Here is a 26802-nt window from a genome sequence, read left to right on the forward strand (position 1 = left end):
ATATCTATTGTCCTTAGGGCCAAAGAAACGGCCCGCCATCTCGGGCGGGCCGGAAATTCCAGTTATGACGGATAATCAGGAAAGCTGCACTTTGACATATTCACCCGGTGCCGGGCCAAGCACCTTAAGCTTGCCGTCGCCCGGTTTGCGGGCTTCGACCTGACCACCCGAACGGCGGCTGATCCAGTTCTGCCAGTCGGTCCACCATGATCCTTCATGCTGGGTGGCCTTGGCGATCCAGTCGTCGGGATTGGCGGGATTGCGGTTGTATGTCCAGTAGCAGTATTTCTTGGCGGCGGGTGGATTAACCACACCGGCAATATGACCCGACGCCGAAAGGACGAATTTCACCTGACCCGACATCAGTTGCGTTCCGGCATAGGTTGCCTGCCACGGGGCGATGTGATCTTCACGGGTGGACAGGAAATAGACCGGAATTTTGATATCGCGCAGGTCGATCTTTTCACCCAGAATCGTAATGCCACCGGGTTCGCGCAGCAGGTTCTTGTTATACATATTGCGCAGATAGAAACTGTGCATGGCTTTGGGCATCCGGGTCGAATCGGAGTTCCAGTACAGCAGGTCGAACGGGAAGGGGTCCTTGCCCAGCATGTAGTTGTTCACCACGAACGACCAGATCAGATCATTGGCGCGCAGCATGTTAAACGACATCGCCATATCGCGACCGTCAAGATAGCCTTCTTTCGACATGCGGTTTTCAAGGCTTTCGATCTGTTCGTCATCGACAAAGACCGAAAGTTCGCCCGGTTTTTCAAAGTCGGTCAGGGTGGTAAAGAAGGTTGCCGATTTGATCCGTTCATCACCAACCTTGGCCATATAGGCCAGCATCGCTGATAGAAGCGTGCCGCCAAGGCAATAGCCGATTGCATTGACTTCTTTTTCGCCGGTGGCCTTTTCGATCATGTCAAGTGCTGCCAGCACACCATCGCGCCCGTAATCTTCAAAGCTTTCTTCGGCCAGTTTGCTGTCGGGATTGACCCAGGACAGGACAAACACCGTGTGCCCCTGATCAACAGCCCACTTGATGAAGGAATTTTCCGGACGCAGATCAAGAATGTAATATTTGTTGATCCATGGCGGCACGATCATCAGCGGGCGCTTCGCGACCTTGTCTGTTGCCGGTTTGTATTGCAGCAATTCCATCAACGGCGTTCGGCCGATCACGGATCCTTCGGTGGTTGCGACATTCTCGCCGATCTTGAAAGCATCCAGATCGGTCATTTTGATCTGAAGCTTGCCCTTGCCGCGTTCGAGATCGTCCAGAAGGTTGCTAAGCCCCTTAAGAAGGTTTTCGCCGCCACTTTCGATGGTGGCGCGCAGAACTTCCGGATTGGTCATCATGAAGTTGGTCGGCGAAATCGCATCGGCAAACTGCCGTGTATAAAACTCGACCTTCTGGGCTGTTTTTTCATCCAGCCCGTCAACATTATGGACGACATTCTGCATCCATTGAGATGACAGCAGATAGGATTGCTTGATGAAATCAAACAATTCGTTGTTTTCCCAAGCCTCGTCGCGGAAACGGCGATCACCCTTTTGCGGGGATGCGACGGGTTCCGATTCCTGCCCCAGCATGCGCATCGTCGTATTGTGCCAGAGCATATAATATTGCTGCCACAGATCCATTTGTGCTTCGACCAGTTTGGTCGGATTTTGCATCATATGGGTGGTCAGTTCGACAAAGGCCGAGCCGATATTGAGCGGATCAGGATCGGAAATTTCCGGATCTTCTGCCTGTTTGGCGAGGAAGTCAGACACAAGTCTTTGACTTCTCTCGGCTATTTCTGCCATAGCAGATGACAGTTCCTCGGGATCAGGAAGATGAATTTCGGTTTCTTTGGCCTGTTGATCGTTCATGGCGCATTCCCTTATGATACGGCCGCCTGAGCATAGGAACATAAAGCAGGAAATTCGATCTTTGCGATATCGCAATCATTTTCCCGTTTTATGATCCAATGCCCTCAAACAGCGTGTCGGGTTGAAACTCTGCTTGATCCCAAGCTTATCATGGCCTTAGCCTAGCCCGCTGATGAGGGGTAATACAAGAATTATAAGGTGACGGATTTGTCGCAATCTTCAACGGCAACGTCACACAAAACATAGTTTGGAGCAGCGAAATCAAATGGGCGTTCTGAAATCGACGACATGGCGGTGGTCGGAGCACGGGTCCGCGAAAATCAAATTGCGGCCATTGCTGCATGCCGGATCGGCGCTTGCTGTTGTGCTGATGCTGGGCGCCTGTTCTTCGGTCCCTGATGCGATCAACCCGGTTGAGTGGGGCAAATCGATTGGTGATGCCTTTGACGGCGAAGATGAAACTGCTGCCAAATCGGATCAGCCGATTCCGGGTGAAGACGAAGATTACCCGCGTCTGGCTGATACACCCGCCAAGCCGGTTGTTACCGGCGATGCGGAACGTGATGCGCTTGTTGCCGGGCTTGCTGCGGACCGGGCGAATGCGCAATATACCCAGTCGGGCCGCCGTCAAAGCACCCCGCCGGTCAATGCACTTCAGCCTGAACCGGCGCCAAGTGCTGCAAATGTCGATCAGCCGGAAATCACCCCGGCACCAACGACGGCGGTTAGCAGCAGTGCAATGGCAGAACCAAAAGCACAGGCTGCCGAAGCGCAATCAACCGCAACCGAAATGCAGAAATCGGCTGAAACCACAGCCAGGGCTGCTGAAACCAAAACCGCGGCAGCAGCAGGTGCCGCCGGGGCGGCGACGGGAAGTGCTGTAACATCGGCACAATCGGGTTCGAAAATTGCGGATGAATGGAATGCCAAGGCGCCGACTTCGGGACCGGTACCGACGCCGGCCCCCGTACCTGAAAAGCCGGAAGTGCTGGAAGAAAAGGCACCTGCTGCTCCCTCATCTCCCGAAATGACCGATGAAGATCGTGCTGCGATTGCCAAAGCGGAGGCTGCACTTGTTGCTGCGGAGGCCGGTAATGCCGCGTCTTCGGCCAGTTCTGCCCCGGCCTCTTCCGGCGATCCGGTGATGGATCAGTACAACAAGCGCCTCGCCGAAGGTGAAGGCGTGTTTGCCAATGAACCGACCCCGGGGTCGGGGCCTGCAGCACAGGCGCAGGCATTCGATTATTCGGTTTATTCCGATAACGGGTCGGTAATTGTCGATGAAAGCCAGCTTGGCGGTGGCGGCAATCCTTATCTGTCCGATTCTGCCATGCCTTATGCTGAAACCGCGAATGAGGTTCTGGCCGCACGTCTTGGCGTTCGTTCCGTCGATACGCTGGGGCCAAGCGTCAACGGAGTCCAGATTGCGCAAATCCAGTTCGGACACGGTTCGTCCAACCTGTCGGGTTCGGATAACAATGTCCTGAGCCAGGTTGCCCAGGCATGGCGTCAGACGGGCGGGATCCTTCGGATTATCGGTCATGCATCAATGCGTACCGCGAATATGAGCCTTGAAGAACACATGGCGATCAACCGTCAGGTTTCGGAACGGCGCGCATCGGCGGTGGTATCGGAACTGGTGTCTCTCGGTGTTAACCCTGACGCGATCTTTGTCGGGGCGGATGGATCGGCGGATCCGCGCTATTATGAAGGCGTTCCTGCCGGTGAGGCCGGAAACCGTCGTGTTGAAATCTTTATGGATTATTGATCCTAAAAAAGGTACATCCTTCGAATTGTACGGCGCGCCGCCCGCATTTTGTCGTGTGGCGCGCAATTTTTTTCAATTCGACGATCCGGTTTTCGCAGAAAATTCGAAAATCGGCGAAGTGACGAGGATGTAGGATAATGTCCCAGGAATTCCATCGCATAAAACGCCTCCCGCCATACGTATTTGCTGAAGTAAATGCGATGAAAGCGGCGGCGCGGCGAGCGGGAGAGGACATTATTGATTTCGGCATGGGCAATCCGGACCCGGCCACCCCACAGCATATTGTCGACAAGCTGGTTGAAACCGTCCAGAACCCGCGCACCCATGGTTATTCGATGTCGCGCGGTATCCCCGGCCTGCGCAAGGCACTTGCGGCCTATTACGGCCGTCGTTTCGGGGTGGATATCGATCCGGAGACCGAAACCGTTGTCACGTTGGGCTCCAAGGAAGGGCTTGCCAACCTTGCGGCTGCCATCACCAGTCCCGGTGACATCATTCTGGTGCCCAACCCATCCTATCCGATCCATGCGTTCGGTTTCATTATTGCCGGTGCGGCATTGCGTCACATCCCGATTGGCCATGACGAGCAGGGTGAATTCAACGCCGAAAGCTTTATGGAGCAGCTGCATCGCGCGGTGAAACATTCGGTCCCGAAACCGAGTGCCGTTGTGCTGAATTTCCCGGCCAACCCGACATCGCTGGTGGTTGATCTTGATTTCTATAAGGAAGTTGTCGATTTCTGCCGGGCGCAGGAAATCTATATCCTGTCGGATATCGCTTATTCGGAAATCTATTTCGATGGCAACCCGCCGCCCTCGATCCTTCAGGTCGAAGGGGCAAAGGAGATTGCCGTTGAATTCTATTCGCTGTCGAAGACCTATTCGATGGCGGGCTGGCGTATCGGTTTTGCGACCGGTAACAAGAAGCTTATCAATGCGCTGACGCGGATCAAATCATATCTTGATTACGGTGCATTTACCCCGATTCAGGTGGCGGCGACCGCGGCGCTTAACGGCCCGCAGGATTGTGTCGAGGAATTCCGCAATCTGTATCGTGACCGTCGCGATATCTTTATCGAGGGGATGCAAAGTGCCGGATGGAATATTCCGGTCCCGGCGGCAACCATGTTTGCATGGGCGCCGATTCCCAAGGCGTTCGAGGAACTCGGGTCACTTGATTTCTCGAAGCTTCTTTTGCAGGAAGCAGGTGTCGCCGTGGCCCCCGGTCTTGGCTTTGGCGAGTATGGCGATCGCCATGTTCGTATCGCCCTTGTTGAAAACAAGCACCGCATCCGGCAGGCCAATCGCAACATCAAGGCATTCTTCCAGAAATATCCCGATGCAGAATCTGCACGTGAACTGTTGAAGAAATCTGTCTGATATTCGATAAAGCATTCTATGTTTCGCCCGGGACATGTCCCGGGCGAAGTTTTGTGTGCGCACCGGATGTTGTAAAAGACTCCGTCACCTATGCGCAAATCCAACCACGGCATGAGGAGTTATTGTGCAAAACGTCGTAAAGATCGGTGTGGCAGGCCTTGGTACGGTCGGTGCCGGAACCGTTAAACTGCTGAGCGAACACAGGGACAATCTGGCGGACCGTTCCGGTTCCCCGATGATTGTCACAGCAGTATCGGCGCGCGATCGAACTCGGGACCGTGGATTTTCGACCGAAGGCATTACGTGGTACGAAGATGCCCGTGATCTTGCAACCGACAAGAATGTCGATGTGGTTGTTGAAACCATCGGCGGTTCGAACGGCATTGCCTATGACGTCTGCAAGGCTGCCCTTGAAAACGGCAAGCATGTTGTCACCGCGAACAAGGCACTGATTGCCCTGCATGGTGTCGAAATGGCGCGCATTGCCGATGCGAACAATGTCACTATCGCCTATGAAGCGGCCGTTGCTGGCGGTATCCCGGTGATCAAGGCGCTTCGCGAAGGATTGGCGGGGAATGTCATTTCGCGCGTGACCGGGATTCTGAACGGGACGTGCAACTATATCCTGACCACCATGCGCGAACAGGGGCGTGATTTTGCCGATGTTCTGGCCGAAGCCCAGAAGCTTGGTTACGCCGAAGCCGATCCGACATTCGATGTTGATGGTATCGATGCCGCACACAAACTTGCGATTCTGACCAGCCTTGCCTTTGGCGTCGAAGTCGACTTTGACGCGATTGCGGTTGAAGGCATTCGCAGCGTTTCCGCCCTTGATATCCAACTGGCCGAGGAACTTGGATATCGCATCAAGTTGCTTGCGATTGCCAAGCAGACTCCGGAAGGCATAGAACAGCGCGTATCGCCGGTTCTTGTCGATCGCAGCACCCAGATATCAAAAGTCGAAGGCGTGTTTAACGCCGTCGTGCTTGAAGGTGATTATGTTGGGCCGGTCGTCCTGCAGGGACGCGGGGCGGGGGAACGCCCGACGGCATCGGCCGTGGTTGCCGACCTTGTTGATATTGCTGCCGGACGCAATGCACCGGTGTTTGGTGTTCCGGCAGATCGCCTGAAAAAGAACGTGCGCGCGTCCCTCGAAAAGCATGTCGGGCCTTATTACCTGCGCCTGATGGTCTGGGATCGCCCCGGTGTCATGGCCGAGGTCACCGCGACCCTCGCCAAGCATGGTGTGTCGATGGCGTCCATGATCCAGCATGGGCGGGCCGAGACCGAGGGTGGTGTTGTTCCGGTGGTCTTCGTGACCCACGAAACCAGCGAAGCGGCGATGTCCGGGGCGCTTTCCGACATTTCGGCATTCGAAAGCAATTCGCAGCCGCCGGTCCTGATGCGGATCGAAGGATTTACTTCGTAACAAAACAAAAAAAAGACATATGCGCCTCGCAGGTATAATACCGCGAGGCGTAATTATAAGTCCCGGGCCAAACGGGACGCGCCGGGAAACAAAGAGACGGGGCCCCCAGACCCCGCGTTAACGACGAGGATGAAGTTATGGATCGAAATCTCGCGCTTGAAACCGTTCGTGTTACCGAGGCCGCGGCACTTGCCTGTTCCGGGCTTATGGGGCGCGGTGATGAAAAGGCCGCCGATCAGGCTGCCGTGGATGCAATGCGCAATGCACTGAACAGCATGGACATTCGCGGTACCGTCGTGATCGGCGAAGGCGAACGCGACGAAGCTCCGATGCTGTTCATCGGTGAAGAGGTCGGTTCGGGTGAAGGCCCGGAAATCGACATCGCGCTTGATCCGCTTGAAGGCACAACCATTTGTGCGACCGGTGGTCCCAACTCGTTGGCCGTTGTCGCCATGGCGGAAAAGGGCGGGTTCCTGAACGCACCGGACACCTACATGGATAAAATCGCCGTTGGCGGTGGTTTGCCCGACGATGTTGTCGACCTCGATGCCAGCCCGGCTGAAAACCTGAAAAGCCTTGCCTTGGCAAAAGGCTGCGATGTTTCCGATCTGGTGGTTTGCATTCTTGATCGTCCACGCCATCAGGAAATCATTGCGAAAACCCGCGAAGCCGGTGCGCGCATCATGTTGATCGGCGATGGTGACGTTGCCGGTGTTATCGCGACCTCTCAGAAAACGTCGGGTATCGATCTTTACATGGGGACCGGTGGTGCGCCCGAGGGCGTTCTGGCGGCTGCTGCCCTTCGTTGCATTGGTGGCCAGTTCCAGGGCCGTCTTGTTTTCCGCAATGATGACGAAATCGCACGCGCCAAGAAATGGGGCATCGAAGACCTGACCCGCAAATACAAACTGACCGAACTTGCCAAGGGCAATGTCATGTTTGCTGCAACCGGTGTAACCGACGGGGCGATGCTGCGCGGTGTTCGTCGTTTCGCCAATGGTGCGGAAACCGAAAGCATCGTGATGCGTTCGCAGTCGGGCACGGTTCGCTATGTGCGTGCGGTTCACGATTTCAGCCGGAAAATCTGGTACAAATAATCCGCTTTGGCGGATGGCGAAAACGGGGGAGTGCCTTTGCGCTCCCTTTTTTCGTTTATTGCTTGCGGGCTGGGGCTGTCCGGGTTACATCCTCCGCCCCCTTGAAAATGAAATGCCTTTGCCGGAGCCACCATATGTCCGAGATTATCGCCCTTGATTTTGGTACGACCAACTCGGTACTGGCCGTTGCCGATAGCAACGGCAATGTGCAATCGGCAACGTTCGAGGTTGGTCAGAACAGTTTTGATACCTATCGAACCATCCTGTATTTCTGGGAAGAACAGAAACTGACCGCTCCGGGTGCGCCGATCAGTCTGCAAAGCTGTTCCGGGCCGTTTGCCATGGCCGAATATCTGAAGGAAAGTCAGGATTGCCGACTGATCCAGTCGATCAAATCCTATCTGGCATCCAAGGATTTCGAGGGCACAGAGATTTTTGGCAATGTCTATACGATCGAGGATCTGATCGCGACGTTCCTGACCCAGATACATCATCACGCGCAATACAGCCTTGGTGGCCTTGGCTATCGCGTTATTTCCGGGCGTCCGGTTGCGTTTGCCGGAACAAATCCCGATAACGATTATGCCGAAATGCGACTACGTGCGGCCTATGAACAGGCCGGGTTCGAGGTTGAGGCAATGGTGTTCGAACCCCTGGCCGCAAGCTACTATTACGGTCGGCAGCTTGATAAACCCGAAACCGTTCTGGTCGCCGACTTTGGCGGGGGTACCAGTGACTTTTCGGTTATCCGCTTTACACCGGGCATGGGCATTCGCGGGGTCAAGGCGCTTTCGCATACCGGTCTTGGCATTGCGGGAGACAGTTTTGATTACCGCATCATCCAGAAAGCCATCTGGCCGCGTCTTGGCTTTGGCAGCGAATATCGCATGATGGGCACCGCACTTCCGGTACCGCGGCAGTATTACACCGCGTTTTCGCGCTGGCATTACCTGTCGATGATGCGCCAGCCCAAGGTGATCAACGAAATCAGAAGCCTTATCCGGACCGCCGAACAGCCCGACGATATCGAAGATCTGGTAACGATCATCGAAGAAGAACTTGGGTTCCACCTGTATCAGGCGGTGTCAAAAGCCAAGGCGGAACTTTCAAGTGCGGAAAGCACGATGCTGCAATTCAATCATGCCGGCGTCGAGATCGAGGAACGCCTGACACGTGCCGATTTTGAAGCCGCGATTGCGCCCGATATTGCCGATATTGAAAAGGCTGCAAAGCTTTGCCTTGAGCAGGCAGGCATTCAGCCACACGAGGTTTCGCGCGTTTTCATGACCGGCGGTACTTCTTATGTCCCGGCCGTGCGTCGCCTGTTTGAAGAGGGTTTTGGCAAGGAACGGGTCGAGATCGGCCAGCCGTTCCTGTCGGTTGCGCACGGTCTCGCATTGATTGCAGCCGATGAAGGCATTGTTTGATCAAGTCTTGCGTTCTAGCAACTGAAACTGCCCTGGCATTGGGTTTCAAGCAGGATGACGGCGACCGTGATCAGGACAAACCCGATCACGCCAAGCCCGTAAAGCCAAAGCGATTTCGGGTGATTTTTTAAAATCCATGGCAGGATGCCGCCCATCAGGCACAGTACCGGAAATGCCAGAACGGCAAAAAACAGAAACCAGGTCAGGTTGTTTTCGTCCGATCCCGGTGCATCGAATATCATCGGCGAAAACATGACAAGCGGGACTGCCATCAGTGCGCCCAGAATGGAAAGGACAGTCAGTCCTATCCGCAATCCTTTTCTATGATCCATTGCGCGTACCCGTTTTTTGTTTATCCCGGCAGTCTGCACAGCTTTGGCGTGTATGCAAGCGATTGCGGGCAGGCGCATGTTTTTCACAATGCGAAATCGTCGCTTCTTTTGTCGCGGATTGATCACGCCTATCTTCAGAATATGAAGGGTTGGGTATTGTCCGACCTATCAAGTCCGGCGACCTGTTTCAGGGAGGATGATCAATGAGTTCGGAAAGTGATGCACATATTATTGAACGGCTGACGGGGCAAATCCTGCCTTCTTTTGCGTTGGCGGCAACCAATGATCAGCCGGTTGATCTTGCGACCCTGAGTGGGCGCACGGTAGTTTATGCGTATCCCCGCACAGCCGAACCTGACAAACCATCCCCAGCAGGCTGGGATGAAATCCCCGGTGCCAAGGGATGCACGCCGCAATCCTGTTCGTTCCGTGATCATGCCAAGGAACTGTTGGCTGTTGGTGTGGATCATCTTTTCGGGCTTTCCAGCCAGACGACCGACTATCAAAAGGAAGCGGCGGAACGGCTGCACTTGCCATTTGCGCTTTTGTCTGATGCCGATCACCGGTTCAAGGAATCGATGGCGATGCCGGATTTCGTTGCTGATGACATGCGGTTGTTTAAACGCCTGACCATGATCATTGATGACGGACGTATCAGCAAAGTTTTCTATCCGGTTGATGCCCCGGCCGAGGATGCCGAAAATGTTTTGCGTTGGTGCCGGGATAATACGCGGGGCTGACGTGGAAGGGGAATTCGATCTGCTGTGCCTCAAGGAAAATTATCCGGTTTAAGCGCGGCCTGTATTACGCTATTTCATTGGGCATGACAGATCATGCGCAAGAAAAGACATTTTTGGGGATAGAGCGATCCGTTACCGGTAAATGGTGGCGTGAACGCAATCTGGATGACCGGCTGGCAATCACCATTGCCCAGCGTTTTGGCGTTCCCGAAGTCGTCGGGCGTGTTATGGCCGCCCGCGATATCGGGCTAGATGATGCCGAAAGTTTCCTGAACCCGACCCTGCGCGATCTGATGCCCGATCCATCGACCTTAAAGGACATGGACAAGGCGGCATCGCGCATTGCCGATGCGGTGATCATGGGTGAAAATATTGCGATATTTGGTGATTATGACGTTGATGGTGCGACCAGCACTGCGCTGTTAAAGCGCCTGTTCGCGGCCCTTGGGCGCGATGTGGTGGTTCATATCCCGGACCGACAGAAGGAAGGGTATGGCCCCAACAGTTCGGCATTGCTGGATTTGCAGCGCCGTGGCGCCAATCTGATCCTGACGGTCGATTGCGGGGTGACGGCCTATGCGCCACTGACCGATGCCAAGGAAGCCGGGATCGAGATCATTGTCGTTGATCACCATGCTGCCGAGCCGGAATTGCCGCCCGCCGTTGCGGTCGTGAACCCGAACCGCCTTGATGATGAAAGCGGCCTTGGGCATTTGTGTGCCGCGGGTGTTGCCTTTTTGCTGTCGGTCGCAATCCTGCGCGAATTGCGGTCGCGCGGCTGGCTGGAACAGTCGGGCATCCGTCCGCCGGATTTGCGCAACTGGCTTGATCTTGTGGCACTTGGAACTGTCTGTGATGTGGTGCCGTTGCGCGGACTTAACCGTGCTTTCGTGACACAGGGCATCAAGATCATGCGCCATCGCCACAATATCGGTATGGCTGCATTGGCCGATATTGCCGGGGTCAATGAAACGCCGAGTGCCTATCATCTTGGCTTCATGCTGGGGCCGCGGGTGAATGCTGGTGGGCGTGTCGGGGAATCTTTCCTGGGGACCACATTGCTTTCGGGTGATGATCCCGCGCAGGCGCTCGATATCGCGCGCAAGCTTGACGAATATAATCGTGAACGCAAGGCGATCGAGGATATCGTGCTTGATCAGGCGATCAGTGCGGTCGAAAGCCAGTCAAAGGTCGGTGCAATGGTTCTGGTCGGTGGCGAAGACTGGCACCCCGGAGTGATCGGCATCGTCGCAAGCCGTTTGAAGGATCGTTATCATGTTCCCGCCCTTGTGATGGGCATGGTTGACGGCGTGTTTAAGGGATCGGCGCGTTCGGTGCGTGGAATTGACCTTGGGGCTGCGATCATTGCCGCACGGCAGGCGGGCCTTCTGATCAATGGTGGCGGGCATGGGATGGCGGCTGGTTTCACCCTTGATCCGGAAAAACGTCCGGCATTCGAAGAATTTCTTGAAACCCGGTTTGCCAAAATCATCGCTGAAAATGATATTCGCCCGACCATGACGGTTGATGGTGGCTTGCATGCAATGGGGGCGACGGTTGATCTGATCGAGGCCCTCGAAAAGCTTGGCCCGTTTGGTGCAGGCAATGCCGAGCCGCGCTTTGTTTTCCCGGAATGCCGGGTAGTCAAGGCCGATGTGGTGGGCGCTGATCACGTGCGCTGCATTTTATCGGGAAGCAACGGCAAGGGGCGGCTTAAGGCCATCGCATTCCGTTGCCTTGATAATGATATGGGCCAGACCCTTCTGAAGCACGGTGGGCGTCCCCTGCATATCCTTGGGCATTTGCGGCGCGATAGCTGGCAGGGGCGCGAAGGTGTGCAGCTTATGATCGATGATGTTGCATTGCCCGTTTTGGAGTAGGCCTGCTACCTGATCATCTTCGTCGCATTGTATTATCCGTTGGCATGATTATATGTTCGAAGGTATAGGTTTGATGCGATAGGGCGGCGAAATTTTGCACCGTGTTTCATTCTACGGATTGGTGTTTGGAAAGCTGCGGCTGGCTGCTTTGATATTGGTGCCTTTTTGGGCTGTATTGCCGGAAACAGCGCGTGCCGATCATGATGATTTAAAGGCCCCCGGTGCGATAGCCGACGCACTTTCCATTACTCTTCTGACAGAAGAGTATCCACCTTTCAATTATACTGAAAACGGCCAAATTCTGGGAGCTGGCGGTGAGGTTGTCCGTGCGATGGCAGCCCACCTTGGTTATCACAAACCGATCCAGTCACTGCCTTGGAAACGGGTAATACTGCGTCTTGAATCTGACCCGGATGTTGCGGCCTTTTCCATGACCCGGACATCGCAGCGCGAAGACCTTTACCAATGGGTCGGCCCGATTGTCGAAATAGAGGCGGGTATTTATGAATTTGCCGATCATCCTGACCCGGTGAGATCGCTTGACGATATCCGCAATGTGCCCGCGATTGGTGTGCAAGCCGGAGGGGCAGACGAAATCGCCCTTCGTCAGTATGGCATGGTCAATCTGGAACCGTTACATAATCCGGAAGTCGGGTTGCAAATGCTTGCCGCGGGGCGAATTGATCTGCTGGTTTCATCGGATATTGAATTGCACCGCCAGCTTGCCGATACCGGTATCGCTTCCAGTCTGATCCGTCGGGTTTATTCGTTCGGTTCAAGCGGCCTCTATCTGGCATTTTCCCGTGATACCGATCAAAGGGTGGTTACAATCTGGCAATCTGCACTGGATGCTGTCGTCGCGAGTGGCCAGTTTGCCAGAATCATGGCGCAATATGGTGCGGTCTCAGATCAGACCACACCTTTTTCCGGAAGCCTTGCACCGGGACAATGAAAGGCCCGATGAAAACGGTCACTTAAACCGGTCATCACGCCAATCAATTCTTGGTGTCGCCTGCAAGACGTTGCTGCTGCCGTCCAAGAATGATGGAGATGGCCTGAGACAGGACGGTTGCCATTTTGCTGTTATCTCGATTATTTTCGAGGTCGCCGACAATCTGGTCATAGGCCGTGATGATGTCATGGGCGATTTGCGGACTGTTAGAGATGCCTTCGGCAGCCAGAAATCCGCTGATAATGGCCATAAGTACTTCGCGTTCGACCGGATCGGCACAGCTTGGCGATGATGCTGTTTCAAGCTCGTCAGGAGGCAATTCCGCCCCGGCTGTGCTTTGACCTTCGCCTGTTGCAATCCATTCCATGCGAATGCCTTTGGAAATGGCAAGGCGTGCAATCCCGACAAAACGGGGTTCGGATTGTGCCTGGCACCATCTGTTTAACTGTTCGGGGATGATGCCCGCGATCCGGGCAGCATCCTTTTTGCGATCAAACAGTTCAACGACCTGGCGAATGCGATCCCCCAGCGCGCTATCAAGTACGGGCAGGGGACCTTGGGTATTCCGCCTATCCATGCTGCACGCTGGATGTTGCAGGTTGTAAAGTGTCGCTACCCGTTTTCCGCGAAAAACCGGATTGTCGAAATTTTTTAGTTGAATATCGAATTTTTTCGTTATAAATCTTGCTCATGTTCAACTTTAACTGGCTTTTTTAACCAAGTGGCTCGGTTTTGTTGTTCGGACTTGGGGATCGGCGAAGAGTGGGCGCCGAAAGAATCGATGACAGCATACTACATCAACATGTTCTAAATTTAGACTGTTACCATTTTGGGGCGTAATCGTGCTCGCGCGTGATGTGAATGGCGTCACGCGAAAGGATGTTCATATCCAAATGGATGGTTCCCTCCGAGTCTAGATATGTACGACGTCACTGGCAATCAACATGTCTGACTATCATGTTGAATAAACAGGTTATGTGACGACGTATTCTTTCGGTCTTGCAAGTTTCTTCTTTGCGGCTTTTTTGCATTTGATGGCTGACAGGGAAACACATGCGACGGGCAGGTATATTCTTTCAACCAAAGGAACGGCGGAGCATCACGATCTTGCGGCGTGTCGTCGTGATCGTTGTGTTTGTTATTGTTGCGCTCTGGTCGCGGGGAATGTTTGCTGCCCCTCAGGCCGAGGCGGCGATGGAAGCTGCGCGGTCCGTCAGAATATATACCGAAGATTTTGCCCCCTTTAATTACACCACCGATACCGGTTTGACCGGTGCTGGGGCTGATGTGGTCAGGGAGATGGCCCGGCGTCTGGGGCATGACGGAAAATTTGAAATCCTGCCATGGAAGCGGGCCCTGCAAATTGTGGATGACACGCCCGGTACGGCCGTCTTTTCCATGGTGCGAACCGCGGAACGCGAGCCGGAATATAAATGGGTCGGGCCGATTATCGTTACCCGGGGCTGGCTTTATAAAATGACCGACAGCGATCTTGATATCCGGGGGCTGGAAGATGCCCGCAAAGTTGCCGCCATCGGTGTGCAGGCGGGCGGTGCCGCCGAACGGATACTGCATGAAAAGGGTTTCAAAAATCTGGCGTCCCTTTATACGCCGGGAAACGCGTTACAGCTTCTGGCAAGTGATCGTATCGACCTTTGGGAAGCATCCGATCTGGTGATGGAACACCAGCGCCGCAAATTCGAAATCGATCCTTCGGAAATCGAGCCGGTTATCGGCTTGGGAACTTACGAGCTTTATCTGGCATTCTCGCCGCAAACGCCTGATTTCGTTGTTGCGCCGTGGCAAAGGGTGCTTGATGAATTGCGAGGCGACGGCACGTTTGCCGAGATTGGCCGGAAATATGGCGTGATAATCCCCAGCGAAGAGGCCGAAGTGCTTTCGGATGGCGACATCAACCTTATGACACGTTGATCGCGACAGAAGTTGAACTGAACCCCTCTGCGCCATTTTACGAAACGTATCACGGCAATACACCCGGATATATCGTGCGGGGGCTTGCGGGTATCTTGTGATCGGATTATGCCATTTGGCATCATGAATGATCATACAAAAACACCAAAGCAGCCGTCGTATGGGCTTGGAACCTTTTTATGGATCCTGGCGCCCGTGGTACTTTCTTTTTCGCTTAGTCAGTTTTTCCGTTCCGCGCAGGCATTGCTGGCGGAATCGCTTCGGATCGAAATTTCAACCTCGCCCGAGGAACTTGGGCTGATATCTGGCAGTTTCCATTTTGCCTTTGCCCTGATGCAAATTCCGGTCGGTGTGATGCTGGACCGGTACGGTCCGCGTTTGACCAATGGGGTGATGATGATCATCACCGTTGCCGGTGTCCTGATTTTTGCCAATGCGCATAGTGTGGCCGGGTTGATGATAGGGCAGGCGGTGATTGGTCTTGGCTGTTCAGCGGCCTTTATGGCGGCACTTGTGCTGGCATCGCGGTGGGTGGCGCCGGAAAAGTTTGCTGCGACCTCCGGGCTGATCGTGGCCTTCAGCCTGCTGGGCGTTCTGGCATCGGCAACACCCTTGGCGGCCCTGATCGAGCTGCGCGGCTGGCGCGAGGTTTATTATGGTCTCGCCGTGCTCAGCGCACTTTCAGTCGTCCTGACCTTCACCATGGTGCGCGATGCCCCGCCAAACCACAGCTTCCATTCCCGCAAGGGCGAAACCGTGACCGAGGCCTTGCGCGGCATGGTTTCTGTCTGGAAGAACCGGCAGGTCTGGTTTCTGGTCGGTGTCGCCTTTTTCAGCTATCCGGCGATCCTGACGGTACGCGGGCTTTGGGGCGGGCCGTACCTGCATGATGTTTTCCATCTCGGGGCGGTGGATGTCGGCAACGTCCTTCTGGTGATGACGATCGGCATGATCATCGGGCCGCCCGCCTATGGGCAGCTTTCGCGTCTGATGGGCGGGGCGGCGCATCCGTTGATCGTCTTTGCCGTTCTGATTGCGGCTGTGCTGTGCCTGTTGCAGGCGCTGCTGGGGACGACGGCCCTTTGGCTGGCGGCAGTCCTGATGGTCGCGCACGGGCTTCTGGGGAGCTGCGCAACGCTGAACTATGCCGCATCGCGCGCGGCTGTGCCCGAACATCTGATTGGCCGTGCCCTGACCACGGTCAATCTGGCGACCTTTGGCGGGCTGTTTGTCCTTCAGGGGATTGCCGGTGTGATCATTGGCCGGTTTGAGCCGGGCGCAACGGAGGGTTACCGCGTGATGTTTGCCTTCCTTGGTATCTGCCTTGCGATTGCCGGAACGGCCTTCTGGATGGGAACCCGAAAACGGTCGAATTGATTTCAAACGGTTTTGGGCAGGTGCCTTTGCGGTTGTCGTTGCGGACATGCGTTCGTACATGTGTTGGACAAGGATATTGCATGATCGTGCGGTGATCCTTGCGGTTAAACAGGATGCTTGGATTTCCCGGCTTTTGGCGTGTTATCGCCCTATTTAAGGTGGGGGATTAAAAAAAACGTCACAGCGGCGAAAAACGCGCTTGACCTTACCCGACCCAATCGCTAAAAACCGGCCTCGTTAACGCGCTGCGTCCCCTTCGTCTAGAGGCCTAGGACACTGCCCTTTCACGGCGGCAACAGGGGTTCGAATCCCCTAGGGGACGCCACTCGTTAACACGGACTGCATTTTGGTGACTGTGTCCCCTTCGTCTAGAGGCCTAGGACACTGCCCTTTCACGGCGGCAACAGGGGTTCGAATCCCCTAGGGGACGCCACCAAAGCAGACCATACATAAGATCGCATCGCGATTTGCGTCCCCTTCGTCTAGAGGCCTAGGACACTGCCCTTTCACGGCGGCAACAGGGGTTCGAATCCCCTAGGGGACGCCATCTTCTTCCAAAAAGATTATCCTGATTGCAATGCTCGTTCGGTTCATGACGGGCATTTTTCGTTTTTAGCCAATCAAGCAACTGAAACGCTAAAACCCGAAACGATGCTGACGCGATGTTTTTTTATGCAGGCGATACCGCCGTGTCAGGCTTTCGCGCAATTGTTCTGCCGTCGGCCGCGGGATTTGCGGGATCTGGCGGGCCGGGGGCAGGGTGCTTTCGCCGTTATCTTCGATCAATTCGACGGGTGCGGTTTCTTCGGCTTCGCCAAACAGATCGGCAGGGTCGGCTGTATCGGCCGGGAAAAGATCGGCAACACCGACGCCCAGAAGGCGATAACGCGTGCCATCAACTTCCTTTTTCAAAAGCGTCAGGGCGGTTTCAAGGATCAGATCCTCGCGCAATGTCGGGTAGGTCAGGCGCATGTTGCGCGTCCGCGTTTTGAAATCCGCTGATTTCAGTTTCAGGACAACGGTATGGCCCGCGATTTCCTTGCGTGCGAGGTCGCTGGCAACACGCGCCGTCAGGCGCTTGGCGATATCGACCAGCTCATCAAGGTCGGAAATGTCCTCGTTGAAGGTGGTTTCCGATGACAGGCTTTTACGCTCGCTGCATTGTTCGACCCGACGATTGTCCTGCCCGCGCGAAAAATGGAAGAACCGTTTGCCAATGCTGCCGTAACGGCCCTGCAAGGCATGTATATCAAGTTCCTGCATCTGTCCGATGGTGGTGATGCCGTCGTCGCGCAGCTTGCGCTCCATCGCCGGTCCAACGCCCCACATCATGCGTACCGGTTTATCGGCAAGGAACGATACGGCTTCTGCCGCGCCGATCATTGAAAAGCCGAACGGTTTATTGAGGTCCGATGCGATCTTGGCCAGAAACTTGTTGTAGGAAAGCCCGATGGAAACCGTGATGCCGACATCGCGCCGGATTTGCGCCTGAAGTTCGATCAGGCATTCGGCGGCTGTTTTGCCATGCGCTTCTTGCGCGTTGGTCAGGTCAAGAAACGCCTCGTCAATTGAAAGCGGTTCAATGTCCGGGGTTATGGCGCGCATCATGTCACGTACCCGGTATCCCTCGCGCTGATATTTCGCCATGTCGGGTTTCAGGAAAACGCCATTCGGACATAATTCTCGCGCCTTGAAGGCGGGCATCGCGGATCGCACGCCGAATTTGCGCGCAACATAACAACAGGTGGAAACAACCCCGCGATGTCCGCCGCCAATGATGACGGGCTGATCAATCAGTTCAGGCCGGTCGCGCTTTTCGATAGAGGCATAAAAGGCATCGCAATCTAGATGGCCGATCCGAAGGTCGGGCAACTCCGCATGCGCAATCCCGCGTTTTCCCCCACAGACCGGGCAGGGCACATAGGCCCCTTCGCCGCTTTTGGCAAGCGGCCGGTCTGCGTGGAAGCGCCATTTGTGATGGCAATCGGGGCAAAGCGCATAGATCATGCCTATTTGTACTTCTTTTGTTCCCGTTCTGCCAAGAGGAGAAACGCGGGACAAAGCGGTCAGGTGACAGGAATTGTCAGGATCAGCGTTTCTGGGCGGCGGCCGCGCGTTTGGCCCGGCGCTGACGGGCTATCATGTTGTCGATATAGCGACCCTGGAACAGGGTAATCCCGAGCGATTGGCCGAATTTGATGGCGGTCGGGCTGTCGCAACGACACAGGATCACGCGCTCCCGACCAGAGTTTTTCACAAGATTGTCCATTTCGGAGTATTTCTTGCGGATGACGTTATCGGTCATTTCTTCGCGCCAGGCGACCTTGATGAAATCGGCCTTAAGGCTTTTGCGATCAACAAACGATAGGGCTTCAACAGTCAGGTTGTCGATCAAAACGCGATAGCCGCGTTCATGGAATTCATCGCGCAGCCGCAAATAGGTTTCGAGGTTCGAAAACAGATCAACCTGATTAAGCTCAAGGATCACATTGCCGGGCCATTTTTTGCGGACAACTTCATCAAAGCGCTCGAAGTCACGGGATGTCAGTGTTTCGAGATTAAGGTTGATCGAGAACGAAGTGGCATGTGTCTTGAAAGTCCGCTTGCACAGATAGTTCAGCATGCGTTTATCAAGGACTTCGGTCATGTGCTGGAAAAGCCAGCGATTTGATGCGAGGTCGATATTGGGCATTATCGCGTTGCGAAGATCGGCAATCGAGACAAAAAACTCGTCGAAAACCGGATGCAGTTCCTTCGACCCGGCACGGGCAAAGACGCAAACCGGTTGCTGACGGATATGCTCGGACAGATCGGCTGAATGAATGGTGTCTTCGAGCTGTGCCAGATTTTCCGCATTGATCGGGCTTAGTGCATCAATCGGTTTTTGCACCGGACGCAGGTTGTTGCTTTGCTGCAGTTTTTTGGCGCGTTCATCAAGGTGCTGGCAAAGAAGCAGGAATTCCTGAAATTCCGTATTCAGGTTGTACCATGTACAAAAGCCGGTTTCTTCGCTTTCGTCCTGGGATAGCGGATCATCGCGGAAAAGATAGCGCAGGGTATCAACAGCCGGCTCGACATCGGCAATCGATTTGTCTTTCCAGATGAACAGAAGGTCGTTGTTGCTCAGTACGAAAATACGGCCGACATAAAGCTTTACATAGCTTTCGAAAGTATTGGTCGCGACGCGAATATGATAGTCTCGCCGGTGGAAGGGTTTAAGCCGTGACAAATGAATATGAACAGCGCGGTGCCCGAATTTACGGGTTTCCAGGCGCTGGACATAGTCAAGCATCAGGTATTCCTGAAGGGCCTGTTGGCCATATTGTTTCGGCTCAATCAATATTCTTCCCCGACAGAGACAGGATTAATTCCTGATATTGTGAATTCATACAATGGTATGGAACCATCTATCAAACCATATTGTCCCTGAATGCCGCGTTAACAGGGGGCACCCGGCATATAATATCTTTTTACAAATTATATTTTGGACATGTCCTATCGCATAGTTTCCGGGTTTGGAAAATGCTTTTAACGAATTGTTCGCAGCCATCGGGCAGACTGGACCACAATCAGGGAAAAGATTGATCTGTGCGCCTTGGACTTGACGACAGGCTGCGAAACATGCTCCCTGAATTGTCTTTAATAATAGGGGGTTGGCACCATGAAGGTATCCGCAATGCGGACCGGAGACTGGCTGAGGATCGGCGGCAGAAGCCTTGCCGTTATCGGCATGGTTTCATGGGTGTCGGGCTGTGCGCCACTGCTTGATCAGGATTTCTGGGACGAGGCAACGTCGTTTACCGATGAAAATTACACCGCCAATGGATTGCAACAGTTGGCGACCGGTGATTATGCGTCGGCCGAAAAATTCTTTGACGAGGCGCTGCGCAAGAATCCCCAGGACGGGCATGCACTTTTGTGGCGGTCCGTTTTGTATCAGAACACCAACCGGGCGGATCGGGCACGTGATGGCTATGATACGCTGATTGCGATGAACCCGCCCGGAACGGTTTTGATGACAACCGCCAGCGGGACGCAACCGCGCCCGTTGCGGGATGCTGCCGAATTCAATCTCATGCGTCTGCAGCGTGGCCTTCCAGGTTCGCTTAGCATCAACGACCAGATTGCCACTGCACCGGCCGGACTTGGTACAGCAACCCAACCAATGGTCGCGCAATCAAATGCTTTGGCTGCAACGCCGATGGTTGCGGGCGCAGGGGCACGTGTGCGTACGGCAGATATGCCTGCTGGTGCGGCATTAAGCGCCGGTGACGAGGCCATTGCAAAACGGTTTGCGACGATGCGTGATTTGCAGGCCGCTGGTCTTGTCACACCAGAAGAATATTCGGCTCGCCGTTCGGCCAATTTGGGTGCACTTCTGCCAATGAGCCAGCCGGCACCAGCGGCCTTTCTGGATAACCCGCCCCCTGACAGTGCACAGGTCGAGCAGCGTTTGAACCAACTGAACCGTGCGCTTCAGATTGGTGCCATCACGGTGCAGGAACATGTTAACGAGCGCACGACAATTCTTGATGCACTTCTGCCTGCGCAGCCGCGCCAGCGTGCAACACCGCCCCCCGCGCCACAGGGGTTGATGGATGCTGCCCGCCAGATCGCGCGGATCGAGGATTTGTCGCAGATGAAACTGGTAACGCCCGATGAATTCAAGCGCGAGCGCGATGCCATCGAGGCCGCAATAGTTGAACCGGCGCAGGCAAATGTTACGACGCTGAGCTCCGGTGAACCGGTTCGTCGTGTTGCGACCGGTGAAAGTCGCGCGGTCCAGTCCGGCGGCGAGATGGCGGCGGCACCGAAGGCGGCAAGTTCGTTAGCTGCGACCGCAGGCGGCAAAAGCGTGCATCTGGCATCTTATCGCAGTCAGGCACAGGCTGAACGCGGCTGGCAAATTCTGACGCAACGCTATACCCAGCTTGCATCGCTTCAGCATGGTGTGACACAGGCAACCATTCCGGGCAAGGGCACCTATTTCCGACTGATGGCAACCGGGCTTAGCGATAGTTCCGCCAGTTCGATTTGTGCAGAACTGAAACGTAGCGGGCAGTTCTGCGAGGTTAAATAACCATACTTTAAAGGCCGGATGTTTATGGCAGCATATTACCCGGCCTTTGATCTGAACCGGCTATTTACTGCCGGTTTTCCGATTGACCGGACATCCGACATGATCCTGATTTTCAGCGATTTTGGTGTAACGGGCCCTTATAGCGGGGCCATGCGCGCGGTTGTTCATCGCGAGGCGCCTGATGTAACGGTTTGCGATCTGATGGTGGATGCACCGGATCGCAATCCCAAGGCTTCGGCGTATCTTCTGGCGGCACTTTCACGCGAATTTCATCCCGGCGACGTTGTTCTTTGTGTTGTTGATCCCGGTGTTGGCAGCCAACGGCGCGGCCTTGTTGTTGAATGTGACGGTGTATTATTTGTCGGGCCGGATAACGGGTTATTTGAAATCTTGATCCGGCGGGCCGGGAAATGTCGTGTCAAAGTTATCAACTGGTATCCTGCGAACGCATCGGCCAGCTTTCACGGGCGCGATATTTTTGCCCCGGTCGCCTGTATGATTGCGAAGGGCGAGCCGGTCGCGCTAGCCGATATTGATCCAGCACAGCGCTATGTTCCTGCACAGAGCTGGCCTGACGAACTTTCGGAAATCATTTATGTCGACACATACGGTAACCTGATGACAGGGCTTGTTGCCGCACCGGGCTGGCAGAATCGTAGCCTGTCGCTTCTGATTAACGGGCAGTTGCTTTCGCCCGCACGGACGTTTTCAGATGTTGAACTTGGATATGGATTTCATTATCGCAATTCAATCGGGCTTTGCGAAATTGCCGTGAATTGCGGTCGGGCGGATCAGGTTTTCGGCGCAGAGATTGGTACAGCGGTTTTCATCAGAGATTAGAAATAGAACGAGGACAATTGGCTTGTCCGAAATGAGTGTTATATTTCAACCTGATTGATGCATTCGCCGCTGGCGATGGCCGCAGATAGATGTGAAGGGCAGTGAATGGCAATTGACGTCAAGTTCTGGGGAGTTCGCGGAAGCATTGCCTGTCCGTCGCCCGATCATGTTGTTTATGGCGGCAATACCAGCTGTGTCGAAATGCGGATCGGAGATCAGACCCTGATCTTTGACGCGGGTACCGGTATTCGAAACCTTGGCAAGGATCTGATCCGGCGCAAGGTCACAGAGGCCAGTATTTATCTGACCCACACCCACTGGGATCATATCAATGGCTTTCCCTTCTTTGTCCCGGCTTATAACCCGGTCGCACGGTTCCATGTTCTGGCAGGGCACCTGACGGAGCAGGGCGGGGTTGAGCGCGTGTTTTCGGCCCAGATGGCTGACCCGACATTTCCGGTACCGTTATCGGCAATGAAGTCAAAGCTGACATTCGAAGATTTTCCGGTTGGTTCTGTCCTTAACCCGGCCGACGGGATTGCGATACGGACAGCACCGTTGCGCCACCCGAATGGTGCGACAGCTTATCGGGTCGAATATGCTGGCAAGTCGGTTTGCTATGTCACCGATACCGAACATGTCCCCGATCAACCTGATGAGGTGATCCTGGACTTTATCCAGAATGCCGATCTGGTGATCTATGACAGTACTTACACGGACGAAGAGTTTCCGGCCAAAGTCGGGTGGGGGCATTCAACCTGGCAGGAAGGTATTCGGCTATGCCGGGCGGCAAATGCCAAACGCCTTGCCCTTTTTCATCATGATCCCGATCACAATGATGGGGCAATGACCGTGATCGAGCAAAAGGCACGTTCCCAATGGTCAAATACCTTTGCCGCACGCGATGAAATGGTTGTCGTGATCGAATAGGGAAAGCTTGGCCGACAAACGGTCAGAAGACGCGCGAATATTTCGGGAATACGCGGATATCAATGCGCCGGTTTGCTTCGCGGTTTTCCTCGATCGGATTGCCGTCGTCATCACGGTTTGGCAATTTCGGCTTGGTATCGCCATAGGAAATTGCCCGCATGCGATCACTGTCAGGATCAACCCCGACGGCGGTTAGAAAACGGACAACGGCAATGGCCCGCCCGGCTGCCAGTTCCCAGTTTGACGGGAAGCGTGGTGTGCTAATCGGGCTGTCATCGGTATGCCCCGTGACCTCGATCTGAAAGCCAAGGTATCGGGGTTCCTTTAAAAGATCACCGACATCCTTCAGGAAAAGTACGGCATCCTGTGTCAGATTGGCCGAACCGGGATGAAAGAATGAACCGCCGCCAAGTTCCATCAGGATACCTTCATCATCTGTCGAAACATTGACAGCACTGTCCATAGACATATTGAAGACGACATCCTTCAGGTCGGTTTCAAGGACCTGGGTCGGGCGCACAATATCGCGCTTGCCGATTTGTTCTGCGATACCGGACTGGACCTTTTCAAACAGCGGAATTTCAACCTTTGAAAAGCTGACCAGCATGACAAAGAATGCCATCAGAAGCGTGATTGCGTCCGCATAGGTTGCCATCCAGTCTTCATCGACCGGTTCGTCCTTGCGTTGCCCCATGGGTGACTTGCGCCGGGCCATTATGGCCTCCTGTCTTCAAAAATATCTTGCAGCTGCTATTTGGCAGACTTGTCGATATTGAAATGGATTGCCGGATCAAGGAACGAATTCATTTTGTCCTGGATCGCGCGCGGTCCCTTGCGATCAGCCAGCATGATCAGGCCTTCTGCAATCAGATAATTGCGAAACCGCATGATTTCTTCACGCTGCTGGATTTTGCTGGCGGCTGGCATGAAAAAGAACCGGGCGGCAACGATCCCGTAAAGCGTCGTGATCAGCGCAATCGCAAGACCCGCACCAAGCTGTGTTGGATCGTCAGCCATTTTATCAAGCATGATCACCAGACCAACCAATGTCCCGATCATGCCAAATGCCGGTGCGGCACCTGCCATGTTTTTCAGGATGGAAACCGGCACCAGATTACGGTTGAACGCGTTTTCAATCGCATTATGAAGCATTTCGGCGGTTTCATCACCGTTGTATCCGGTGATCACGACTTCCATCGCCCAACCCAGGAACGGCTCATCCTTGCCGACACGCTGTGCTTCCTGTTCCAGCGCGTTGATGCCTTTTTTCTGAAGCAGATAGCCCCATTTGACCACGCGGCCGACTTCGCCGGTCAGTTGGCCACGGCCCATTTGCGGTGCCCGAAAGATTTTAAAGATAAGTTTCAGCGCGAGCAGAACATAGCGCGCTTCATAGGCAATAAAGGTCGCTGCCAATGTGCCGCCGATAACCATCAACGCACTCGACAGGCTTATGAAAACAAAATAGTTGTCGGTCGAAATGAAAATTGAGCCAATGAACAGCCCCAGTCCGACCATAATCCCCAAAATTGTCGTAAACGACATCGTTTTTTATTTTCTCCAAGCGTGAACCGCTCGAATACCCCCAACCCATTTAGAACTTTAAAGAGTTGAACCTCTTTTTTTGACAGAATAGACATATAAGCCGTTGCCGTCAGGTTAAAATTCGTGCCAAGCCGTTCACGGAAGCCATATTTTTTCATAACATGCTGTAACCATTTAATTTTGTCCTTCCTGCAGTCATTACAAGGTGCAAAAACACAAACCCCGCAACCGTACGGGACGGCGCGGGGGGTATGGCTTCGATTGAAGTGTATTTTGTGTTCAGGCTGACCGGATACTGATCAGGAAACTATCGACTTCACTGCGAAGTTCGGTTGATAGCTGGCCGAGTTCCTCGGCAACTTTGAGAACCTGATGGGCGGCCTTATCGGTTTCCGCAACCGTATCGCTGACGCGTTCGATATTGCTGCTGACTTCCTGTGTGCCGATGGCAGCCTGTTCGACATTCTGTGCGATTTCACCCGTGGCGTCGGCCTGTTCACGTACCGCATCGGAAATCGTGTTGGTGATATTGGTAATGCGGGAAATAACATCGGAAATATCGTCCATCGACTGGACTGTTTTGCCGGTTTCTTCCTGAATTGCCAAAATCTGTTCGGAAATTTCACTGGTGGCACGGGCCGTCTGGTTGGCAAGATTTTTGACCTCCGCGGCGACTACGGCAAACCCTTTGCCTGCTTCGCCCGCGCGGGCGGCCTCGATGGTTGCGTTCAGCGCCAAAAGATTGGTCTGACCGGCAATGTCGCTGATCAGTTCGACAATCTCGCCAATACGACCGGCGACTTCGGAAAGACCGGCAACGGTTTTACTGGAAGCTTCGGCTTCGCGGGATGCCTCGGCGGTGATTTCGGTTGAATGGTGTGCCTGGTCTCCGATCTGGGTAATGGAATGAGACAGATGTTCCGCTGCATCGGCCACTGTGCGGACATTAACGGTGGCTTCTTCGGACGCGGCGGCAACTGTGGTGGCACTCTTGCTGGCCAGATCGGCGGCCCCCACGAGTGCACGGGCCGTGCTTTGCATGCGATCTGCCGAAGTCGAAACCGAACCGACAATATTGGCAATCACGCTTTCGAAACCACCGATATGCTTTTCAAGCGTCTGCATGCGTTCTTCGCGTTTGCGTGACGCAGCTTCCTGTTCGGCTTCCATACGTTTCTTGGCAATCGCATTGGTCCGGAACACATCAACCGATTGAGCCATGCGACCAATTTCGTCTTTGCGGTCCAGATCATGGATGACGAGATCGGTTTTGCCGTCGGCAAGATCGGTCATGACCGAGCCCAGCTTGCTGAGTGGCTCGGTCACGATTTTGGAAAGTAGCAACCGCATGCCAAAGATGGTGGCAATCGCAATCGCGATACCGCCAATCACAATGCTGATCAGGATCTGATTGGTTTTTGCCTGTTCGGGGGCGACCGAAAGGCTTGATGACAGAACGGCAATCACGTCGCCTTTTTCGGCTTCCATCGCGCCGTGGCAGCTAAAACAAACCTCTCGCTCGGCACCCTTGGTCACGCCCAGAACAATCGGCATAGACAGGCGATAGGTTCCGTCGTCAGTATAGCGACCGATGGTTTCACCGGTTTCAATTGCTTCCTGATCAATGGCATCGCGCGGTGTTTTGAGGTCCTTGTCACCATATTCCTTCATGTAGGCCATTGTCGTTGGCCCCCAGGCAGACCACAGCTCGCCGGGGTAATCCAGATTGCGGCTTTCAAACCAGTTATTGAAAACATCGATCCCGATGTCATCCGAGTCATCGGGGCGGGCGGCCATGACATTGACAATCAACGCGTGAAGCGATGTCAGTTCGTTCTGGCTGAGCTGATGAAGCTTGGCATCCATTGCCTTTTCTTCGGCAAACATCATCATGGCAAGTGCGATGATCACGGTTGACGTCACGCCGAAGGCCGACGCCCACATAAAGCGTTTGCGAATGCCCATGGCATTGAAAGCCGATAACAACTTCATCACTGATCCCCGATCGGATAATGCAAATGCATGCATGACGGACCACCGACGACCTGTTGATCTGTCGCCGATCCGTATCAAACTGTCCCGCACGGAGCATCGGGGTATGTGGCTTGCGGGTCTTTGATTTGTCTCAAGTGACCGCGGGCAAGGGCAGGTTTATTCGGATAGGTTGCTGTCTGATCGTATAGGTTTTGGTGCGGAGCGAAACCTTGTCACAGGCC

21 protein-coding genes and 3 tRNA genes are annotated in these 26802 nt (G+C 54.4%); 16 read left to right on the forward strand and 8 right to left on the reverse strand.

Translation table 11 applies throughout. The features are described 5' to 3' along the window. Window positions 1-75 precede the first annotated feature (75 nt). Complete coding sequence (locus AUP42_RS11825; protein WP_062951811.1) at window positions 76-1878, reverse strand: PHA/PHB synthase family protein; 1803 nt, start codon at window positions 1876-1878, stop codon at window positions 76-78. 265 nt (window positions 1879-2143) lie between these two features. Here AUP42_RS11825 and AUP42_RS11830 point away from each other — a divergent pair, with 265 nt between their 5' ends. From AUP42_RS11830 to AUP42_RS11850, 5 genes are all read left to right on the forward strand, one after another. Beyond that, on the forward strand, window positions 2144-3646 hold the full coding sequence (locus tag AUP42_RS11830) for an OmpA family protein (protein ID WP_062951812.1): 1503 nt from the start codon (window positions 2144-2146) through the stop codon (window positions 3644-3646). Between the two features lie 137 nt (window positions 3647-3783). Continuing rightward, window positions 3784-5025 (forward strand): LL-diaminopimelate aminotransferase, encoded by a 1242-nt coding sequence (locus AUP42_RS11835; protein ID WP_062951813.1) that lies wholly within the window; start codon window positions 3784-3786, stop codon window positions 5023-5025. A gap of 124 nt (window positions 5026-5149) precedes the next feature. Beyond that, window positions 5150-6454, forward strand: a complete 1305-nt coding sequence (locus AUP42_RS11840) for a homoserine dehydrogenase (protein ID WP_062951814.1) — start codon at window positions 5150-5152, stop codon at window positions 6452-6454. Window positions 6455-6591: 137 nt separating this feature from the next. Further along, window positions 6592-7551: a class II fructose-bisphosphatase gene (glpX, locus tag AUP42_RS11845; RefSeq protein WP_062951815.1), complete on the forward strand. Its 960-nt coding sequence runs from the start codon at window positions 6592-6594 to the stop codon at window positions 7549-7551. A gap of 134 nt (window positions 7552-7685) precedes the next feature. Further along, window positions 7686-8978, forward strand: a complete 1293-nt coding sequence (locus AUP42_RS11850) for an Hsp70 family protein (RefSeq protein WP_062951816.1) — start codon at window positions 7686-7688, stop codon at window positions 8976-8978. Window positions 8979-8992: 14 nt separating this feature from the next. Here the strand turns inward: AUP42_RS11850 and AUP42_RS11855 are convergent, their stop codons facing one another. Continuing rightward, window positions 8993-9310, reverse strand: a complete 318-nt coding sequence (locus AUP42_RS11855) for a hypothetical protein (protein WP_062951817.1) — start codon at window positions 9308-9310, stop codon at window positions 8993-8995. Window positions 9311-9513: 203 nt separating this feature from the next. Between AUP42_RS11855 and AUP42_RS11865 the strand changes: the two genes are divergently transcribed. The 3 genes from AUP42_RS11865 to AUP42_RS11875 all read left to right on the forward strand — a co-directional run bounded on the left by AUP42_RS11865 (window position 9514) and on the right by AUP42_RS11875 (window position 12882). Further along, complete coding sequence (locus AUP42_RS11865; RefSeq protein ID WP_062951819.1) at window positions 9514-10050, forward strand: peroxiredoxin; 537 nt, start codon at window positions 9514-9516, stop codon at window positions 10048-10050. A gap of 83 nt (window positions 10051-10133) precedes the next feature. Beyond that, window positions 10134-11930, forward strand: coding sequence for a single-stranded-DNA-specific exonuclease RecJ (gene recJ, locus AUP42_RS11870; RefSeq protein WP_062951820.1), 1797 nt, complete (start codon window positions 10134-10136; stop codon window positions 11928-11930). Between the two features lie 175 nt (window positions 11931-12105). Further along, complete coding sequence (locus AUP42_RS11875; RefSeq protein ID WP_231858256.1) at window positions 12106-12882, forward strand: substrate-binding periplasmic protein; 777 nt, start codon at window positions 12106-12108, stop codon at window positions 12880-12882. A 43-nt stretch (window positions 12883-12925) separates the two neighbouring features. On the opposite strand, the gene AUP42_RS11880 is transcribed toward AUP42_RS11875, so the two are convergent. Continuing rightward, a complete protein-coding gene (locus AUP42_RS11880; protein WP_062951822.1) occupies window positions 12926-13459 on the reverse strand; it encodes a hypothetical protein in 534 nt (177 codons plus the stop codon). A 530-nt stretch (window positions 13460-13989) separates the two neighbouring features. Between AUP42_RS11880 and AUP42_RS11885 the strand changes: the two genes are divergently transcribed. The 5 genes from AUP42_RS11885 to AUP42_RS11905 all read left to right on the forward strand — a co-directional run bounded on the left by AUP42_RS11885 (window position 13990) and on the right by AUP42_RS11905 (window position 16738). Continuing rightward, window positions 13990-14814, forward strand: a complete 825-nt coding sequence (locus tag AUP42_RS11885; RefSeq protein WP_062951823.1) for a substrate-binding periplasmic protein — start codon at window positions 13990-13992, stop codon at window positions 14812-14814. Between the two features lie 195 nt (window positions 14815-15009). Then, a complete protein-coding gene (locus AUP42_RS11890; protein ID WP_231858257.1) occupies window positions 15010-16191 on the forward strand; it encodes an MFS transporter in 1182 nt (393 codons plus the stop codon). A gap of 249 nt (window positions 16192-16440) precedes the next feature. Continuing rightward, a tRNA-Glu gene (locus AUP42_RS11895) sits at window positions 16441-16516 on the forward strand. A 32-nt stretch (window positions 16517-16548) separates the two neighbouring features. After that, a tRNA-Glu gene (locus AUP42_RS11900) sits at window positions 16549-16624 on the forward strand. Between the two features lie 38 nt (window positions 16625-16662). Continuing rightward, window positions 16663-16738, forward strand: a tRNA-Glu gene (locus AUP42_RS11905). Window positions 16739-16827: 89 nt separating this feature from the next. Here the strand turns inward: AUP42_RS11905 and AUP42_RS11910 are convergent. Beyond that, the gene (locus AUP42_RS11910; RefSeq protein WP_062951825.1) at window positions 16828-18198 is read right to left on the reverse strand and encodes a DNA polymerase IV; all 1371 of its coding nucleotides are present in this window, start codon (window positions 18196-18198) and stop codon (window positions 16828-16830) included. Between the two features lie 82 nt (window positions 18199-18280). Continuing rightward, window positions 18281-19531, reverse strand: coding sequence for an EAL domain-containing protein (locus AUP42_RS11915; RefSeq protein ID WP_062951826.1), 1251 nt, complete (start codon window positions 19529-19531; stop codon window positions 18281-18283). Window positions 19532-19852: 321 nt separating this feature from the next. Here AUP42_RS11915 and AUP42_RS11920 point away from each other — a divergent pair, with 321 nt between their 5' ends. From AUP42_RS11920 to AUP42_RS11930, 3 genes are all read left to right on the forward strand, one after another. Then, window positions 19853-21271, forward strand: a complete 1419-nt coding sequence (locus tag AUP42_RS11920) for a tetratricopeptide repeat protein (protein WP_062951827.1) — start codon at window positions 19853-19855, stop codon at window positions 21269-21271. Window positions 21272-21295: 24 nt separating this feature from the next. Continuing rightward, window positions 21296-22111, forward strand: coding sequence for an SAM-dependent chlorinase/fluorinase (locus tag AUP42_RS11925; protein ID WP_331710660.1), 816 nt, complete (start codon window positions 21296-21298; stop codon window positions 22109-22111). A 105-nt stretch (window positions 22112-22216) separates the two neighbouring features. Next, the gene (locus AUP42_RS11930) at window positions 22217-23041 is read left to right on the forward strand and encodes an MBL fold metallo-hydrolase (protein ID WP_062951828.1); all 825 of its coding nucleotides are present in this window, start codon (window positions 22217-22219) and stop codon (window positions 23039-23041) included. Between the two features lie 22 nt (window positions 23042-23063). Here the strand turns inward: AUP42_RS11930 and AUP42_RS11935 are convergent, their stop codons facing one another. The 3 genes from AUP42_RS11935 to AUP42_RS11945 form a co-directional block, all read right to left on the reverse strand. Then, window positions 23064-23756, reverse strand: a complete 693-nt coding sequence (locus AUP42_RS11935) for an OmpA/MotB family protein (RefSeq protein ID WP_062951829.1) — start codon at window positions 23754-23756, stop codon at window positions 23064-23066. Window positions 23757-23791: 35 nt separating this feature from the next. After that, entirely contained in the window at window positions 23792-24586 is a 795-nt protein-coding gene (locus tag AUP42_RS11940; protein ID WP_062951830.1) for a motility protein A, read from the reverse strand. A 279-nt stretch (window positions 24587-24865) separates the two neighbouring features. After that, window positions 24866-26578, reverse strand: coding sequence for a methyl-accepting chemotaxis protein (locus tag AUP42_RS11945; protein ID WP_231858258.1), 1713 nt, complete (start codon window positions 26576-26578; stop codon window positions 24866-24868). Between the last annotated feature and the right edge of the window lie 224 nt (window positions 26579-26802).

Source organism: Thalassospira lucentensis (assembly GCF_001613805.1).
Lineage (GTDB): Bacteria > Pseudomonadota > Alphaproteobacteria > Rhodospirillales > Thalassospiraceae > Thalassospira > Thalassospira lucentensis_A.

Coding starts and splice junctions, on each gene's coding strand:
- AUP42_RS11850 (WP_062951816.1), top strand. CDS start 7,686: ATGTCCGAGATTATCGCCCTTGATTTTGGTACGACCAACTCGGTACTG.
- AUP42_RS11830 (WP_062951812.1), top strand. CDS start 2,144: ATGGGCGTTCTGAAATCGACGACATGGCGGTGGTCGGAGCACGGGTCC.
- AUP42_RS11855 (WP_062951817.1), bottom strand. CDS start 9,310: ATGGATCATAGAAAAGGATTGCGGATAGGACTGACTGTCCTTTCCATT.
- AUP42_RS11835 (WP_062951813.1), top strand. CDS start 3,784: ATGTCCCAGGAATTCCATCGCATAAAACGCCTCCCGCCATACGTATTT.
- AUP42_RS11865 (WP_062951819.1), top strand. CDS start 9,514: ATGAGTTCGGAAAGTGATGCACATATTATTGAACGGCTGACGGGGCAA.
- AUP42_RS11940 (WP_062951830.1), bottom strand. CDS start 24,586: ATGTCGTTTACGACAATTTTGGGGATTATGGTCGGACTGGGGCTGTTC.
- AUP42_RS11930 (WP_062951828.1), top strand. CDS start 22,217: ATGGCAATTGACGTCAAGTTCTGGGGAGTTCGCGGAAGCATTGCCTGT.
- recJ (WP_062951820.1), top strand. CDS start 10,134: ATGACAGATCATGCGCAAGAAAAGACATTTTTGGGGATAGAGCGATCC.
- AUP42_RS11825 (WP_062951811.1), bottom strand. CDS start 1,878: ATGAACGATCAACAGGCCAAAGAAACCGAAATTCATCTTCCTGATCCC.
- AUP42_RS11910 (WP_062951825.1), bottom strand. CDS start 18,198: ATGATCTATGCGCTTTGCCCCGATTGCCATCACAAATGGCGCTTCCAC.
- AUP42_RS11935 (WP_062951829.1), bottom strand. CDS start 23,756: ATGGCCCGGCGCAAGTCACCCATGGGGCAACGCAAGGACGAACCGGTC.
- AUP42_RS11880 (WP_062951822.1), bottom strand. CDS start 13,459: ATGGATAGGCGGAATACCCAAGGTCCCCTGCCCGTACTTGATAGCGCG.
- glpX (WP_062951815.1), top strand. CDS start 6,592: ATGGATCGAAATCTCGCGCTTGAAACCGTTCGTGTTACCGAGGCCGCG.
- AUP42_RS11925 (WP_331710660.1), top strand. CDS start 21,296: ATGGCAGCATATTACCCGGCCTTTGATCTGAACCGGCTATTTACTGCC.
- AUP42_RS11945 (WP_231858258.1), bottom strand. CDS start 26,578: ATGAAGTTGTTATCGGCTTTCAATGCCATGGGCATTCGCAAACGCTTT.
- AUP42_RS11920 (WP_062951827.1), top strand. CDS start 19,853: ATGAAGGTATCCGCAATGCGGACCGGAGACTGGCTGAGGATCGGCGGC.